Annotated in this window: 15 protein-coding genes; 8 read left to right on the forward strand and 7 right to left on the reverse strand. The window is 71.7% G+C overall.

Annotated elements, in window-relative coordinates:
- Positions 1-87 precede the first annotated feature (87 nt).
- The 4 genes from BM339_RS31980 to BM339_RS31995 are packed head-to-tail and all read left to right on the forward strand — an operon-like array spanning position 88 to position 4,140.
- Positions 88-1,047, forward strand: a complete 960-nt coding sequence (locus BM339_RS31980) for a DODA-type extradiol aromatic ring-opening family dioxygenase (protein ID WP_075023283.1) — start codon at positions 88-90, stop codon at positions 1,045-1,047.
- Positions 1,044-1,895, forward strand: a complete 852-nt coding sequence (locus BM339_RS31985) for an alpha/beta fold hydrolase (RefSeq protein ID WP_021591641.1) — start codon at positions 1,044-1,046, stop codon at positions 1,893-1,895. Before BM339_RS31980 ends, BM339_RS31985 begins: the two co-directional genes overlap by 4 nt.
- Positions 1,892-2,908 (forward strand): LLM class flavin-dependent oxidoreductase, encoded by a 1,017-nt coding sequence (locus tag BM339_RS31990; protein ID WP_021591640.1) that lies wholly within the window; start codon positions 1,892-1,894, stop codon positions 2,906-2,908. Before BM339_RS31985 ends, BM339_RS31990 begins: the two co-directional genes overlap by 4 nt.
- Positions 2,905-4,140, forward strand: coding sequence for an MmgE/PrpD family protein (locus tag BM339_RS31995; protein ID WP_021591639.1), 1,236 nt, complete (start codon positions 2,905-2,907; stop codon positions 4,138-4,140). The genes BM339_RS31990 and BM339_RS31995 overlap by 4 nt, the downstream gene beginning before the upstream one ends.
- 365 nt (positions 4,141-4,505) lie before the next feature.
- On the opposite strand, the gene sigJ is transcribed toward BM339_RS31995, so the two are convergent.
- From sigJ to BM339_RS32010, 3 genes are all read right to left on the reverse strand, one after another.
- A complete protein-coding gene (gene sigJ / locus BM339_RS32000; RefSeq protein WP_075023284.1) occupies positions 4,506-5,372 on the reverse strand; it encodes an RNA polymerase sigma factor SigJ in 867 nt (288 codons plus the stop codon).
- A complete protein-coding gene (locus BM339_RS32005; protein ID WP_021591636.1) occupies positions 5,369-5,947 on the reverse strand; it encodes a carboxymuconolactone decarboxylase family protein in 579 nt (192 codons plus the stop codon). The genes sigJ and BM339_RS32005 overlap by 4 nt, the downstream gene beginning before the upstream one ends.
- 222 nt (positions 5,948-6,169) lie before the next feature.
- Positions 6,170-6,667: a MarR family winged helix-turn-helix transcriptional regulator gene (locus BM339_RS32010; RefSeq protein WP_021591635.1), complete on the reverse strand. Its 498-nt coding sequence runs from the start codon at positions 6,665-6,667 to the stop codon at positions 6,170-6,172.
- A 77-nt stretch (positions 6,668-6,744) separates the two neighbouring features.
- On the opposite strand from BM339_RS32010, the gene BM339_RS32015 reads away from it, so the two are divergent.
- From BM339_RS32015 to BM339_RS32030, 4 genes are all read left to right on the forward strand, one after another.
- A complete protein-coding gene (locus BM339_RS32015; protein WP_075023285.1) occupies positions 6,745-7,623 on the forward strand; it encodes a haloalkane dehalogenase in 879 nt (292 codons plus the stop codon).
- 5 nt (positions 7,624-7,628) lie between these two features.
- Positions 7,629-8,609, forward strand: coding sequence for a zinc-binding dehydrogenase (locus tag BM339_RS32020; RefSeq protein WP_075023286.1), 981 nt, complete (start codon positions 7,629-7,631; stop codon positions 8,607-8,609).
- Between the two features lie 35 nt (positions 8,610-8,644).
- Positions 8,645-9,115 carry a hypothetical protein gene (locus BM339_RS32025; RefSeq protein ID WP_021591632.1) on the forward strand — a complete coding sequence of 157 codons (471 nt, stop codon included), beginning with the start codon at positions 8,645-8,647 and terminating at the stop codon, positions 9,113-9,115.
- 472 nt (positions 9,116-9,587) lie between these two features.
- Positions 9,588-10,073 carry a hypothetical protein gene (locus tag BM339_RS32030; protein WP_075023287.1) on the forward strand — a complete coding sequence of 162 codons (486 nt, stop codon included), beginning with the start codon at positions 9,588-9,590 and terminating at the stop codon, positions 10,071-10,073.
- A 603-nt stretch (positions 10,074-10,676) separates the two neighbouring features.
- On the opposite strand, the gene BM339_RS32035 is transcribed toward BM339_RS32030, so the two are convergent.
- The 4 genes from BM339_RS32035 to BM339_RS32045 all read right to left on the reverse strand — a co-directional run bounded on the left by BM339_RS32035 (position 10,677) and on the right by BM339_RS32045 (position 15,110).
- Positions 10,677-11,132 carry a nuclear transport factor 2 family protein gene (locus BM339_RS32035; RefSeq protein ID WP_021591630.1) on the reverse strand — a complete coding sequence of 152 codons (456 nt, stop codon included), beginning with the start codon at positions 11,130-11,132 and terminating at the stop codon, positions 10,677-10,679.
- Between the two features lie 162 nt (positions 11,133-11,294).
- Positions 11,295-11,438: a hypothetical protein gene (locus tag BM339_RS50215; protein ID WP_177287834.1), complete on the reverse strand. Its 144-nt coding sequence runs from the start codon at positions 11,436-11,438 to the stop codon at positions 11,295-11,297.
- A gap of 100 nt (positions 11,439-11,538) precedes the next feature.
- Complete coding sequence (locus BM339_RS32040; RefSeq protein ID WP_075023288.1) at positions 11,539-13,557, reverse strand: ATP-binding protein; 2,019 nt, start codon at positions 13,555-13,557, stop codon at positions 11,539-11,541.
- A gap of 122 nt (positions 13,558-13,679) precedes the next feature.
- Positions 13,680-15,110: an RCC1 domain-containing protein gene (locus tag BM339_RS32045; RefSeq protein ID WP_143118685.1), complete on the reverse strand. Its 1,431-nt coding sequence runs from the start codon at positions 15,108-15,110 to the stop codon at positions 13,680-13,682.
- Positions 15,111-15,395 lie beyond the last annotated feature (285 nt).

Here is a 15,395-nt window from a genome sequence, read left to right on the forward strand (position 1 = left end):
GCCGGCCGCCCCGCGCGGGCGGACGGCGACGGCCACCCCGACGACGGGGCGGGCCGCCGCCCCGTCCGTCCTGCGCTGGAGGAACGGATGAGCGAGATCGTGCTCGGCGTGGGTGCCTCGCACAGCACCCTGATGAACACCGACTGGGACAAGGTCGACCACCTGGACGGGGCGCACCGCTTCCGCGCCGGGCTGGAACGTGCCAGGGACCGGCTCCGGGCCGCCGCCCCCGACACCGTCGTGGTCATCGGGTCGAACCACTTCCGCGGGTTCTTCCTCGACCTGATGCCCGCGTTCACCGTCGGCGTCGGGGAGGTGCTCGGCGCCGGGGAGGCCGGGACGCCCGGCGGGCCGCTGCCCGCCGACACCGGCCTGGCCCGGCACCTCGTCACGTCCCTGGTGGACGACGGGTTCGACCCGGCGTTCTCGCTGCGGCTCACCGTCGACCACGGCATCACGCACGGGCTGCAGCACCTGGTGCCGGACCTCGACGTCCCGGTCGTGCCCATCGTGATCAACATGTTCGCGCCGCCGCTGCCGTCGCCGCGGCGCTGCCACGGCCTCGGCGCGGCGATCGGCCGCGCCGTCGCCGCGGACGGCGCCGGCAAGCGCGTCGCGGTCATAGCGTCCGGCGGCCTGTCGCACCGGCTGCCGTGGCCGAAGTGGTTCGAGACGCTGTCGGACGACGACCGCTTCCTCGTCGAGGCGTGGCTGAACGGGCGCGGCTCCTGGGGCGACTACGAGGTCCGGCGACGGCAGATCATCCGCGCCGCCGAGGCCGACATCAACCCCTCGTTCGACGAGGCGTTCCTCAAGCTCGTCGAGGAGGGCGACCTCGGGCCCGTCCTCGACCGCACCGCCGCCGGCATCGAGGCGGAGGCCGGCAACGGCGCGCAGGAGATCCGCTCCTGGATCGCGATGCTCGCCGCCCTCGGACCCGGCGCGCGCGGCGAGGCCCTCGCCTACGCCGCCATCCCCGAATGGCTCACCGGAATGGGCGTCGCCGTCGTCGAGCCCGCTTCCGACCCCGAGAAGGAGAACGCATGAGCATCTGGACCGACCTCGCCGGCGTGGACCACGCCGTCCGCTTCGTGAACGCGGGAGGCCTCCGCACGCGGGCGCTCCAAGCCGGGACGGGTGAGGCAGTCGTGTTCCTGCACGGCACCAGCGGCCACCTGGAGGCGTTCGTCCGCAACATCCCCGCGCACGCCGAACGGTACGCCTGCCACGCCATCGACATGCTCGGCCACGGCTACACCGACGGCGTCGACGAGCCGTACCGCATCCCCCGCTACGTCGACCACGTCCTCGCCTACCTGGACGCCGCCGGCATCGACCGCGCCCACTTCGTCGGCGAGTCGCTCGGCGGCTGGGTCGCGGGCCGGCTCGCCGCCGACCATCCGGGCCGCGTCGGGCGGCTCACGCTCGTCGCGCCCGGCGGGACCGTCGCCAACCCCGAGGTCATGCAGCGGATCAAGACCAGCACGCGCAAGGCCGTCGCCGAGGACGACATCGACCTCACCCGCAAGCGCCTCCACCTCCTCATGCACGACCCGGCGAAGGACGTCTCCGAAGAGCTGGTCGAGGTCCGGCACGCGATCTACCACCGGCCCGAGTTCGTCAAGCGCGTCGACAACCTGCTGTGCCTCCAGGAAATGGAGAACCGCCGGCCCGACCTGCTCACCGCCGAGCAGATGGGACGGATCGCCGCGCCCACGCTGATCGTGTGGGGCGCGCAGAACCCGTTCGGGGAGGTCCCCGAGGCGCACCGGATGAACGCCGGCATTCCCGGCTCGCGGCTGGAGATCTTCGGAGAGTGCGGCCACTGGCCCCAGCACGAGCACGCCGCCCGCTTCAACCGCCTCAACCTGGAGTTCCTCGGGGAGGCGCGGTGACGGCCGCCGGCCGCGTCGGCGTCCGGATCCCGGCCTGCGACCGCCCGGACCGGCTCGCGTCCGTCGCGGCGCGGGCCGAGGAGCTGGGATTCGACGAGGTCTGGGTCCCCGACTCGCAGCTGCTGTGGCGGGACGTCTTCTCCGTCCTGGCGGTGACCGCCCTGCGCACCGAGCGGATCGGGCTCGGCACGGCCGTCACCAACGTCGCCACCCGGCACCCGTCGGTGGTGGCGTCGGCCGCGCGGACCGTCGCGGAGCTGGCGCCCGGACGCTTCACCCTCGGTCTCGGCGTCGGGAACAGCTCGGTCCTGCCGATCGGGCTGCGGGCCAGCACCCGCGCGGAGCTGAAGGAGGGGCTGGCCCAGCTGAGGGCCCTGCTCGGCGGGGACGCATGGGACTACGGCCCGGTGCGGTCGCGGCTGCGGGACCCGGCGCCGTCCGTGCCCGTGCACCTGGCCGCGAGCGGGCCGCGCAACCTCCGGCTCGCGGGGGGCCTCGCGGACGGTGTCGTCCTGCTCAGCGGCGTCTCCCCGGAGACCCTCGCCGCCGCGGCGGAGCAGGTCCGGGCGGGCGCCCGGGAGGCGGGTCGGTCCGGCGGGGTGCCGCTGACGGTCTCGGCGTTCTGCGAGGTCACCGACGACGTCCTCGCCTCCGCGCGCAGGCTGAAGCCCATCTGCGCGTCGATCGCGCAGAACGGCGGCGCCCCCTTCCTCGCCCTCGCGGGAATCCGCCCGTCCGTGCCGGACCGGGTCGACGAGGTCTACCCCGACCTCGTGCACGCCGAGGACTGGGACCACGCCGTCAAGGTCGCGGGCCGCTGGGTGTCGGACGCGGACGCGCTCGCCTTCGCCCGCGCGTTCTGCCTGGTCGGCACCGCCGAGGAGGTCGCGACGCGGCTCCGGGAGACGTTCGCCGCGGGCGCGTCCGGCGTGTTCCTGCAGCATGTCGGCTCCTACGACCCGCCGCACGACCTCATCGAGGCCGTCGGCGGCGACGTCCTCCCGCGCCTGTGAGCACCCTGCACGCCCTCGCCGCCCGGGCCGCGCGCGCTCCCCGGGCGGCGTCCGGGGACGCCCGCCGGCTCGCGGCCCTGCACGTCCTGGACACGATGGGCTGCGCGGTCTCCGGCGCCACCCACCCGATCGCCGCGGCGGCGGCCCGGCACTTCGGCGACTCCCTGCGGTCCCGCGTCCTGCGCTGGTCCGCGCAGGCGCACCTGGACGAGTTCGACGCGCTGCACGCCGAGGCGGCCGTCGTCCCCGCGGCGGTGGTCGTCCCCGCGGCGCTCCTCGTCGCCGAGCACGAGGGACGCCCGGGCGCGGCGGTCGTCGACGCGGTGCTCGCCGGCTACGAGGCGGTGGTGGAGGCGGGCCTGCGGTTCGGCGGCGCGTCGCTGTACGGCTCCGGCTGGTGGCCGACGGCCCTGTTCGGCCCGCTCGGCGCCGCCGCCGCGACGTCCGTCCTGCTCGACCTGGACGAGGAGCGGGCGGTCGCCGCCCTCGCGATCGCGGCGGCCGGCCTCGGCGGGCTGCTCTCGACCGGCTCCTTCGGGGAGGCGCACTACCTCCTCCCGGGCCGGGCCGCCGCGGACGGCGTCGAGGCGGCCTACCTCGCCCGCGCCGGAGCCACGGGAAGCCTCGCCCTCCTGGACGGCCCCGCGACACTGGCGCTCGGCCGCCCTCCCTCGCCCGCGTCTCCCCTCGAAGGCGTCCACCTGGAGCGCTGCGGCTTCAAGCCGTACCCCTGCGCGCGCCCGCTGCACGCCGTGATCGACGCGCTGCTCGCCCTCGACGTCCGGGACGCCGCCCACGTCGAGGTGGCGCTTCCGTCCGGGCTGATGTCGTTCGTCAACGCCGACCGGGAGGTGCCGGGCCCGGCCGAGGCGTCCGCCGGAGCGGCCTTCGCGGTGGCCGCCGTCCTGTCCGGCGCCCCCGAGGACGTGTCGACGTTCCGCCGCGCCCGGCTGCCCGCCGGCGTCCCGCCCACGACCCTCGTCCCGGATCCGGAGCTGGACGCCCTGCTCCCCGGCCACTGGGCCGCCCGCGTGACGATCGAGACACCGTCGGGCCGCTCGTCCCACCGCGTGGTGGACGCCCTGGGCTCCCCGGCACGCCCCCTCCCGCCGGACGCGGTGCTCAAGAAATTCGACACCCTGACCGCCGGCCGCCTCACCGCGTGGCGCGCCCGCTGCCTTACCCTCGACGACCTGGACGGCGCTACAGAACTGACCCGCCCCATCACCTGAGAAACGGCCTCGGCGCTACCGTCAGATCCCGCTCATGACGGCCGAGGGTTCCCAGTCGAACCTGGGCACCAGGGCCAGAGTCAAGGCAACGAGCTCGGACGTACGGGGAGGGCTTGGACTGGACGAGCATCGACGCACTTGGCGCTTCCTCGGCCAGCTGGCCACCTGATCCGGCCGGACCGTTCGCGAACGCTCGCGGGCACTGCCCGATCAGCCGCCGTGGCGCGAGAATGGCCCGTCGTCGACGGGTGCTGCGTGTTGGCGCCACGTCCCGGACCGCGGACGCCTGCTGCTGCGCTCGGCCCCGACGCTGATTCTGGGACCGACTGGTAGGCGACAAGCCTGCGTTGGCGCGGTCGCCGGGCCTATCTGGCGAGTTCGGCCAGCACCTCCAAACGCGTCAGCTTCTGCGGGTTGGCCACCGCGTGGATCCGGGTCACGCGTCCGTCCTCGACCACCAGGCTTACCGCGGCCACCTGGCCATCGGTCTCGACCCGCCCGGCCGGTGCGCCGTTGAGCCAAATGGTCGACACCGTCCGGTTCGAGCGTGCGAGCGCCTCCGCGACGAGCTCGGCCCCGTGGATCGGAGCCCGGGCGGCCGGCGCGAGCCCGCCGCCGTCGGCGATCAGGACCACGTCCGGCGCCATGACGTCCATCAACGCCGTTACCTGTCCGGTGCGCACCGCGGCCAGGAATCGTTCCACCACGGCCTTTTGCTCCGACCGGCTCACCCGCACCCGGGGCCGCCGAGCCGCCACGCGTTCGCGCGCCCGCCGTGCGATCTGCCGCACCGTGGCCGTGGGCTTGTCGACGGCCCCGGCGATCTCGCCGTAAGGCATCTCGAAGACCTCGCGGAGGACGAACACCGCACGCTCCACCGGAGCGAGGGTTTCCAGCACGGTCAGCATCGCGATCGAGACACTCTCCGCAAGGGCGATGTCCTCGGCGACGTCGGGGCTGGTCAGCAGCGGTTCCGGCAGCCATTCACCGACGTAGTCCTCGCGGCGGCGTGACAGCGTGCGCAGGCGGTTGAGCGCCTGCCGGGTGACGAGCCGGACGAGATAGGCCCGCGGGTCGCTCACCTTCGCGCGGTCGATGCCGGCCCACCGCAGCCAGGAGTCCTGCAGCACGTCCTCCGCGTCGACCGCCGACCCGAGCATCTCGTAGGCGACGGTGAACAGCAGGCTGCGGTGGGTGAGGAAGGGGTCCTCGGCCGTCGCGTCCCCGCTCATGCCGTCGACGCCGCACCGGGCTTCTCCGGGACCTCGGCCAGCGGGATCTCGCAGGCGTCGGAGAAGCCCTGCGAGGTGACCCCGTTCGCCACGTTGGCCCTGGTCGCCATGTTGACAGAGGCGATGAACACGGTGAGCTCGACCATCGCCGCCGGGCCGAGCCTCTCCAGCAGACTCGCGTACTGCTCGTCGGTGACGGTCGGCGGCGTGTCCGACATCGCCTCGGCGTAGTCCATCACGTCCCGCTCGAGCGGGGTGAACACGTCCGATGTCCGCCAGCGCGGCACCTGGCTCGCCTTGACCAGATCCAGATCGTCGTTCTGGGCCTGGAAGTAGCCGACGTCGAGGCACCAGCTGCAGCCGATCTGCGCCGCGACGGCCATGTGCGCGAACGACTTGAGGGTCTTGTCGGCCGCGCTCCAGGCGCCCGCCTTGGCACCGAACTCCAGGCTGTCCTGGGCGAGCACGGGGCTGTGCCACAACACTTCGACGTTCTCGGGGACGCCACCGAGTTGCTTGATCATGTTCTCCTTGAGCTCATCGGGAAGCTCGGCCTTCGGTACGCGCAGCGCCATGACGTTCTCCCTGTGGGTGTGCGTTCGAGCTGGTCGGCATGAAGACACCGCCGCCCCCTCCGAACGTGACAGCAGGCCGGAAGTCCTCCGCCAGGAATTCGTGGGACCCGCCGAAAGCTGCCGGGTGTGCGCTGGGTGATTGCCCGGTTCCCACCGGCAAGCGCCGGCGATCTCCAGCGGCGTCGGCAACGGAGGCGATCGCGCACCACTGGAGCGTGAACCTCAGTCGAGGCGGTCGTCGCTGACGGACGTCAATCGCTCTGCCGCATCGGGATCCGCTTCGGCGATGCGGTCCAGCAATCGATGGAGGAGGGCGCGGAGGGTCTCGAACTCCTCGGGACTGGTCAGTTCCGCCCACCGCTCTTCGATCCGGTCCCCGGCGCCGGCCGTCAGCGGCCGCACCGCTCTCCCTCGCTCGGTGAGCACGATCAGCCGGGACCTGCCGTCGCGCGGATTGGGACGGCGTTCCAGGTAGCCGCCCCGCTCCAGCTGGTCGACCGACTGCGCCATGGTCTGCTTGCGAACTCCCGCGCGAGCCGCCAGGTCGCGGATCTGGATGCCCTCTGGCGGGACGAAGGGGAACACCTTCGCGTCCCCAGGCCGGATATCGCCGAAGCCCGCTTCGCCAAGGGCCGCCTCGATGCCGGCGGTGTACTCGCGGTGGAGCAGCCGCAGAAGCAGCGCCAGCCGCGGTCGCCGGGAAGACGAGTTTCCGTTCATGTTGACAGGCACCTGTCTACTTTCCTAGATTGGTCAGGTACCTGTCTAGTATGTCAGTTTCCAGCAGGGAGCCCGTCATGCCCACCGCGCACGTCATCGACTCGACGATCTTCTATCGGGAGGCCGGCACGGGACCGACCCCGATCGTCTTCCTGCACGGCAACCCCACCTCGTCCCATCTGTGGCGGCACATCCTTCCCGTCGTCGCGGAGTCCGGACGCTGCCTGGCGCCCGACCTGATCGGCATGGGCGAGTCTGGCAAGCCCGGTATCGACTACACCTTCGACGACCACGCGCGGTACCTCGACGCCTGGTTCGACGTCCTCGAACTCGACCAGGTCGTGCTGGTCGGCCATGACTGGGGCGGCGCCCTCGCCTTCGACTGGGCCGCTCGCCACCCCGGACGGGCGCGCGGCATCGCCTTCACCGAGACGATCGTGAAACCGATGTCCTGGGACGAGTTCCCCGCCGAAGCCCGCCCTCTGTTCGAGACCATGCGGACGCCCGAAGCGGGCGAGGCGATGGTCCTGGACCGGAACGCGTTCATCGAGCAGGCGCTGCCGCGCACCGTCGCCGGCGGGCTGAGCGACGAGGACCTCGCGGTCTACGGCCGCCCGTACCCGACCAGGCGGAGCCGCGTCCCGCTGCTGCAGTGGCCGCGGTCGATGCCGCTGGACGGGGAACCCGCCGAGGTCGTCGCCAGAGTCGACGCCTATGGCGAATGGCTGGCGGCCAGCCCGGACGTGCCCAAGCTGCTGCTCGCCTTCGAACCCGGTCAGGGCGCGATGATGGGCGCGGAACTCGTCGGCTGGTGCGCCGCCCACATGTCCGCTCTCGAGGTCGAGACGCACGGGCCCGCCGGCCATCACACTCCCGAGGACCAGCCCGAGGCCATCGCCGCATCGCTGGTCGCGTGGCTCGACAAGCACGGCCTCGTTTCCGGGACGGAGGGCTGACCGCGATGCTGGCGATCAGGCAGGCCGCCTTCGGCGGTCCGGAACAGCTCCGGCTCGACGAGGTGCCCGACCCGCACCCCGCCGACGGTGAGGTGCGGATCCGGGTCGAGTCGGCCGGCGTCCACCTGCTGGACACGGTGATCCGCCGGGGCGGGGGAGGGCCGCGGGTCGCCACCTCCCTGCCCATGACACCGGGCAGGGAGGTCGCCGGGATCGTCGACGAGGTCGGCGCCGGCGTCGACACGGGGCTCATCGGCCGGCGCATCGTGGCCGATCTCGGCCTGGCCAGTGGCGGGTACGCCGAACTCGCCGTGGCGCCGTCGACGGCCGTTCACCTCCTACCGGACGACGTCGACGCGGACTCGGCCGTAGCCATGGTCGGCACCGGCCGCACCACCATGGCGATCCTCGAACTCGCCGCGCCGGACGCCGGCGACGTCGTGCTGGTCACCGCGGCCGCGGGCGGGGTCGGAACCCTGCTGGTCCAGGCGTGCCGCGCCGCCGGCGCCAAGGTGGTCGGCGCCGCGGGCGGCCCCGGCAAGGTCGCGCTGGTCCGCCGGCTCGGGGCCGATCACGCCGTCGACTACAGCGTGCCGGATTGGCCTGACGCGATCCGCGAAGCGCTGGACGGCGGCAGGCTCACGCTTGCGCTCGACGGCGTCGGCGGCCCGGTGGGCAGGAGCGCGCTTGAACTGCTCGGTCCGGCGGGACGGCTGGTGATGTTCGGCTCGTCGTCCGGCTCCCTGACCGAACTCTCGGCCGCCGACCTGTTCAGCCGCGGCATCAGCGCCGCTTCAGCCGTCGGCGCCCGCATCCTCGAACGACCGGGCGGCATCCGGACGCTGGAACGCGCCGCTCTGCGGGCGCTCAACGACAAGCGGCTCCAACCGGTGATAGGCCAGCGGTTCGCCTTGGCGGACGCGCCCGCGGCCCACGCCGCCCTAGAGTCCCGCGCGACCACTGGAAAGACCGTCCTGAGGCCGTAACTCGGCCGTCCTTTGATGCCCGCGGAAAGGACAGCATGGAACGCCGCCGCCCCCTGGGCTATTGGCTCAAGCTTCTCGACCAGCTCATCGAGGAGAACCTCAACCGGATGCTGGCGGCGGAGGGCCTTCACCGTCGCCACTGGCAAACGATGAACCTCCTCGCGCCAGGGCCCGAACTCGACCGCACCGGCGGTCGCGGACCGGCCACAAAGCAAGCGATCGCTGAAAGGCTGGGCCCTTTCTGGCTCGGGAGCCCGGTCACCGTGGACGAGGCGATCGAGGAACTGACCCGGCGCGGCTGGCTCACCGCACAGGAGCCTCACGCCCTCACCCCAGCAGGCAAGGCCGCCCACGCCGCCCTGGCGCAGAGCGTCGAGCGGACAGCGCGCCGGATCAGTGCCGGAGTGACCCCGGACCGTTATGCCGACACCGTCGAGGTGCTCCGCCACATGGTGGAGAACGCGGAAGACCTGCGGAACTTTGTCCATACTCGAGGCGCCGGGTGAGCCGCACCACGTGTCTAGCGGGTCGCGGGCTGCGGCCCGGTGTTCGGGCACTGACCCCCAGACCGGTCGACGAGCCACCAGAGCCACCACGGCCCGTCCCGCGGCCCGGCTGGTGTGCTTGCGTGAATCCCGAGCGGGACGTTGTGCCGTGGAAGGTTTCGCTTACCTGGGTTGCTTTTCGGGTAGAGCGGCACCTCCTGCCGGAGCCTCCACGCCTGTTTCAGTCGAAACTTGCTTCCTCCCCGGTGCCCACGGCGGCACCGGCCGAAATGCCGGAGGAGGGCGGCGGGCACGCCGTTCCTGCCGCTCAGGAGCTGGACGTGCATGGTTTGACGTCGGGTAAACGAGCCGTCCGCAGCGCTTGCTGACAAATGGTCCGGCGATGTGTCGAAGCGCGTGCAGTGCCGTTCGTCTAGAAGGTACAGCCCCAAGCAGGGGGCAGAGCCTTACGCCCACACGAAGGAGAATCGTCATGCACGCCGACGAAGAGCTCGCCTCAATCCCGGTCCCGCGCAGCCTGGTCGGGCGGCGGGCCTATGCCCGAGACCGGCTCGAAAGCGGCTTCCAGATGTGGCTGGCCACCGGCAGTGACGGTCACGGTGCGCATCTGATCCCCGTGGCCTATGTCTGGGACGGCTCGGCCCTGTATACCGCGACTGCCAAGAGTCGCACTGTAGCCAATATCAATGCCCACCCACAGGCTAGGGTCGCTCTCGGCGCCACCGCCGACGTCGTCATGATCGACACAGGCGCATCGCTTATGGACGTCCCCGACATCGAGCCTGACATCGCCGAGCGCTACGCCAGAGTCTCCACAGACCCCCGCACTCACCCAGAGGGCACGTTCATCTACCTACGCCTGCAACCTAGGCGCATCCTGGTCTGGAACGGCTTTCACGAATTCGTTGGGCGCACGGTTATGCGGGACGGCCGATGGCTTGATAATCCGGTCGACTGAGGCGACCTCTGACTGCCCGGGTTCCATGGCTCCTCGGCGGGGCAACACCGAATCCGACCGCCACAGGGTGAGTGCATGCTCTGGTAGCGTTGTGCGAGGGGATGCACGGTGCGTGCGCGCAATGAACTCGGTCACTTCCTCGCCCGAGCGACCGCCTGGACTGCTAGACAGCGCGCTCGATCGATGTCACGCACACCTTCACGCACCGCGAGCGGAGCATCGCCTTCGTCGGGCTATCTCAGCTGCCCCTACGTCTCCTGAGCCGGGGTCGTGCACCGGCGTCGAGTTCGGCACGGTGAAGGCGTGCCACTGGCTGGCGTGACGCAGCCAGAGCGGTGGGAGTTGCTCAGCACAAGGACGTTGGGCAGGCGCATGCGGTCGAGGAACGCCATCATCAGCGGCGGCTCGCAACCGGCCCGGGCTTCTCGATCTGCAGGCGCCGGCCAACGAACTGCCAGAGCCCGTCGAGCACCCGAATATGCGCCCGCCGCACCGGTCGGTGCTGGCGGCGAAATTCCCGGCGGCGTGGCGCCTGGTGCACTACCGCCCACGGCACGAAGGCGCCGGTTGGGTCGCTTCGCGAGCCAACTGCCCCCTGAGACGTTAGTGGGCGTCCCAAGATCCCTGGGGTGGTCCGCCCGTCAGCGGAGTGGTGTCGAGGTATCTGGGCTCGAGGATGCGCTCGGTGAACTTCCAGCCATCCGGGGTGCGCTGGTAGCGGTCGTGGAACAGGCCGTACATGACGACCGCCCTGCCGTCGTGCTGCCGACCGATCTCGAAGACGTATTCCCGGCCGGACGCGGTGTCGCCATCGAGCTGGATCGTGCCCGAGTGCGAGTTCTGCACCCAGAAATCCCACGCGCTCTGCAGCCGCTCGATCCCGACGCGGATCTCCTTCCGCCCGGCGAGTTCGATGTTGGCGAAGGGGATCCGCCACACCGCGCCCTCAGTGAACAGCGAAGCGAAACGGTCGTAGTCGCCGAGCATGGGCGCGTCGACGTGCTCGCCGCGCAGCGCCTCGATCTCGACGCGGTCAGCGATGGCCGCAAAGTCACGCATCCGGGTCCTCCATGGTGTCGCTGAGTGTTCTTCTCAGTCGTACGACCACGGAGACTCCCGAATTGTGACGTCGTCGTCTGCGCTTTGGTTTGTGACCATCACCCAGCCAGTGCAAGCAGGCCGTCGAGTTCTGGGCTGTGCGGTCGTCGACATTTCCCTGTGTCAGGCGGCGGTGACCAGAAAGGTATCCGTGTCTTCGAGCATGGTCCGGTAGACACCGTCGCCGCCTTGCTCCTGGGGGTGCACCCACCCATCCCTCGTCGGCGCGCCGAGGAACGGCTCGGCTATCCGCTGACCGGCGTCCATGTCGGGGCCGTGAGCTGGCGGGGTTTCGGACTGCCTGACTTACCTGGAGGTGTTCGGGCGTGTGGTCGGCGTCGTGCAGATCTCCCGGACGGATGGTTGGTCAGTGCGGAGGGGCCTCGGGGGTCAGGGGAGTGCCGGTGAGTTCCTGGGACCAGAGGAGGTCGGTGAGGCGGGCCGTGGCCTTGGCCAGGTGGCGGCGGTAGGTGGAGAAGGAGAGGTGGAGGGCCTCGGCGGCGGCCTCTTGGGTGGGGGCCGGGTGCAGGTAGGTGCGGTCGAGGACGCGGCGGAGCGGAAGCGAGCGGGGGTCCTGGGCCAGGTGGTCGATGGCGGTGAGGAGAGTCGCGCGGAGGCAGGCGGGGGTGAGCTCGGTGACCAGGGAGGTGCCGAGGAGAGGGTTGCCGCTCAGCTGGTCGGGGCGGTTCAGGTGCAGGAGCGCCTGGCGGACGGCCTGGTCGAAGCGATCGCGGTCGAGCGGCGCCGGGCGCAGGATCTCGGGCGGCGGAGGGCCGGTCTCGCCGGTGAGTTCGCGTTCGCCGACGAGGTCGAGCCACCGTTCGACCGGCAGGCGGCGCCAGTCGACGCCGTAGACGGTGTGGGACAGGCCCGCGGAGGCGACGGTGACCTGCGGGGTGAGAGCGAGATAGTTGAAGATCGGGCCCCAATGGTCGGGGTCGGTGGTGGCGGTGAAAGACCAGGCCAGCGGCCGGGTGGCCCAGTCGACGGTGGACATGACCGAGGCCGCGAGGGCGGCGTGGGGGTCGCGCTCGTGGCCGTCGGGGCCGATGACGTAGCGGGCGATGCTGATCTGCTCTCCGGGCCTGGCCGGGGAGATGTGGTCCGCCGTCGCCAGCGCGGCGCGCAGTACGGGATCGGCGTCGTGGAGAGCGGGGTCGGCGGGCCAGACGCACTGGAACGCACAGCCCGCGAGGCCGGCGGAGGTACGGACCACGACGAGGTTCTCGGGCTGGGCGTCCAGCCATCGCGCGGCGACGGCCGCGCTCTCGACGCCCTCGAACCGTTCGATCAGAGCTAGTACGGCGGGACGGTCGTCCTGGCGTCCGGGTGTCACCGCCGCGGTCCGCAGCTCCGGCAGCGACCAGACGGGGCCCGCCAGCGGCGTCCGCCGGAGCAGGAAGACCTTCTGGTGGGCGGCCAGCCACCGGTCCGCGCCACCGACCCGGCGCAGGCCGTTGATCGCATGGTCGTGGACGAGGCGGTGGACGCGCCGGTAGGCCTCGGGCGAGCGGCGCCGCAGGTCGGCGGCGATCAGGTCCCGTACGAGATCGTGGGCGTGCAGGCCGTCGCTGCCCCGGCCGATGTACGGGCGGTCCTCCAGCCAGGCCCAGACCTCCGCGGCGCGATCTCCGACGGCGCGGCGCAGAAGATCCTCGGTGGTGAGCCACGCATACGCGCACACCGCCAGTCCGGTGGCGTGCGCCTCGTCGGGCACGCCACCGACGACCCGTCGCACCAGCGCCGCGACGAGATCGGGCGCCTGGCCCAACTCGTCCGGCGGCGGTCCCGTCGCGGCCGCGTCGGCCAGCAGCGCCAGGACGAGCGGGTGGCCCCGGCCGAGTTCGGCCAGGCGCGCGGTGAGCGGCGCGGCCACCCCGGCCCGGACCAGCAGCTCGACGCTCTCGGCGCTGGTCAGGGACGTCAGGGCACGGCGGACGGTGAGCGCGCGCCAGCCCGGATCGCTGCGCCATTGCGGGCTGGGCGGCTCGCGTCCGGCCAGCACGACGACCGTGCCCGCCGGAAGCGACGGCAGGAACTCCTCGCGGATCCAGGTGTCCAGCGGGGCGAGGTACTCATAACCGTCCAGCAGCAGGACGGCTTCGGAGCGGTCCTCGGCCTGCTCGGTCGCCTGGCGGAAGGACTCGGGTGTGCATTCGACGTCTCGCCCGTCGACGGAGACCACCGGACGGCCAGCGGCCAGCGCACGCATCCGGAACTGGTGAAGCAGCGTGGTCTTGCCGATCCCGCCTGGACCGTGGACCAGCAGGATCCGGCGTGGCGTCCCGGCTCCGAGCGCCTCGGTGAAGGCGGCGAGCTCGCCGGTCCGCCCCACGAACGCCCGCCGGCGCTCCTCGTCGATGACCGACGCGAGGTTCTCCGCCATTTCCACCCCCCACGGCCGAGAACCCACGCTAACGCCGTCCCCGGCCGGGCGACAGACCCCGGAAGGCCGCCGCGGACCCGGTCGGATCCGCGGCGGCTGGGCGGTCAGGAAGTCTGTGGTGGCTACGGCGCCGAGGGCAGGCTCCAGGTGACCGTCGCGCCGAGACTGATCGGACGGGTGGCACCGGGCGTCTCGTCGTCACCGATGACGCTGCTCACCCCCAGCGCGTTCCCGAGAGCGCCGTCGACGTTGTCGCCCCAGCACCGGACCGCACCCGCTGTGGTGACGGCGCAGGTGTGCACCGTCCCCGCGGCGAGCGCGACGACAGAGTCACCGGCCAGCCGGACCCATGAGGCGCTCGACGGCAGCTCGTCGTCGCCGAGGTCCTCGAACGTGCCGAGGTCAGGCAGGCCGAGCCGGCCGTCCTTCGACTGCCAGCCCACGCGCCCCCAGCACCGGACATGGTGGACGGAGCCCGCCAGCGCGGTGCAGGTGTGGTCATATCCGGCGACGGCCGTCGTGACGCCGGTCCCGCCCAGGTCCACCGGGCCGGAGTCCGGAGGCAGATCGAGGCCCGGGGTGCCGAGCCCGGTCGCACCGTAGGTGTTGTCGCCCCAGCAGCGGAGCGTCGCGTCCTCCAGCGTGGCGCACGTGTGCGCGCGGCCCGCCGTGATGTCCACCGCCTTCATCCCGCTCAGGTCGACGGCTCCGGCCGCCAGCGGCGTCTCGTCGTCACCGATCTGATCGGTGAGATCCGGAAGCCCGAGCTGGCCGTGGGTGTTGTCGCCCCAGCAGTACACGGCCCCGCTTTCGGTCACCGCACAGGTGTGATCTTCACCCGCCGCGATCGCCCGGACGTTGCGGCGGCCCAGCTCCACGGCGTTTGCCTGGGCGGGGTCCTCATCATCCCCGATGATCTCCTCGGTGTTCGGGTAGCCGAGCTGGCCCTTGCTCGACAGGCCCCAGCACATGACGTCGTCCAGGTCGTCGATGACGCACGTGTGGCTGCCGCCCGCGGCGATCGCCTTGGCGGTGCGGTTCCTCCCGAGGTCGACCATGATGTCCCCGCCGACCGGGACGTCCGCGGGCGTCTCGTCGTCGCCGATCGAAACGTTGCCTCCGTCCTGGGCGCCGGACCCGAGGACGCCGAAGCGGTTCTGCCCCCAGCAGACGACCCCGCCCTCGACCAGGACGGCGCAGGAATGAAGGGCTCCCGTGGCCACCTTCCATGCCAGGTTTCCGTCCAGGTCGACAGGATCCGCCGCGCTCGGCGCCTCGTTGTCGCCGATCCTCCTCCAGCCCGGGTCGGCGTTGCGGCCGTGGCCCAGCTGGCCGTCGTGGTTCTGTCCCCAGCATCGCACCGCGAATGCGTCGTCGACCACGCAGGTGTGCCGAACGCCGGCGTCGATACGCTCGCGCACCTGGGCCGGTATCGGCACCGGAACGGCACCGACCGGTGAAAGGAACGCCATCCCGGTGCCGATCACCGTCATTACCGCGAAGCCCGCGAGCCGTCCAGCTCGCAGCACCCCGCCGATCCGATCATTTTCCACGGACTTCCTCCTCGGACTCCGGCCATCAGGTGGCCGAGCTCCGAGGATCGGCCGATCGACCGCCCACTCTCCAGCTCAAAAACCTGTCATCCTCTGTCCACCAGCGCGCGCACCGAAGTCCAAACGCCCGGGCTCACATGCGCGACCACGCGGACGTACCGAAGAGTGAAGCGGCACCCGGCCACAACCGCGCTAGACGCACAGAAGAAGTGCCGGGGCCGCAAACGCGGCATCGCCACCGACGCTGTTCTGCCGAAAACTACATCCACGCAGGACCCGCCAGCC

It is taken from the genome of Actinomadura madurae, assembly GCF_900115095.1.
Lineage (GTDB): Bacteria > Actinomycetota > Actinomycetes > Streptosporangiales > Streptosporangiaceae > Spirillospora > Spirillospora madurae.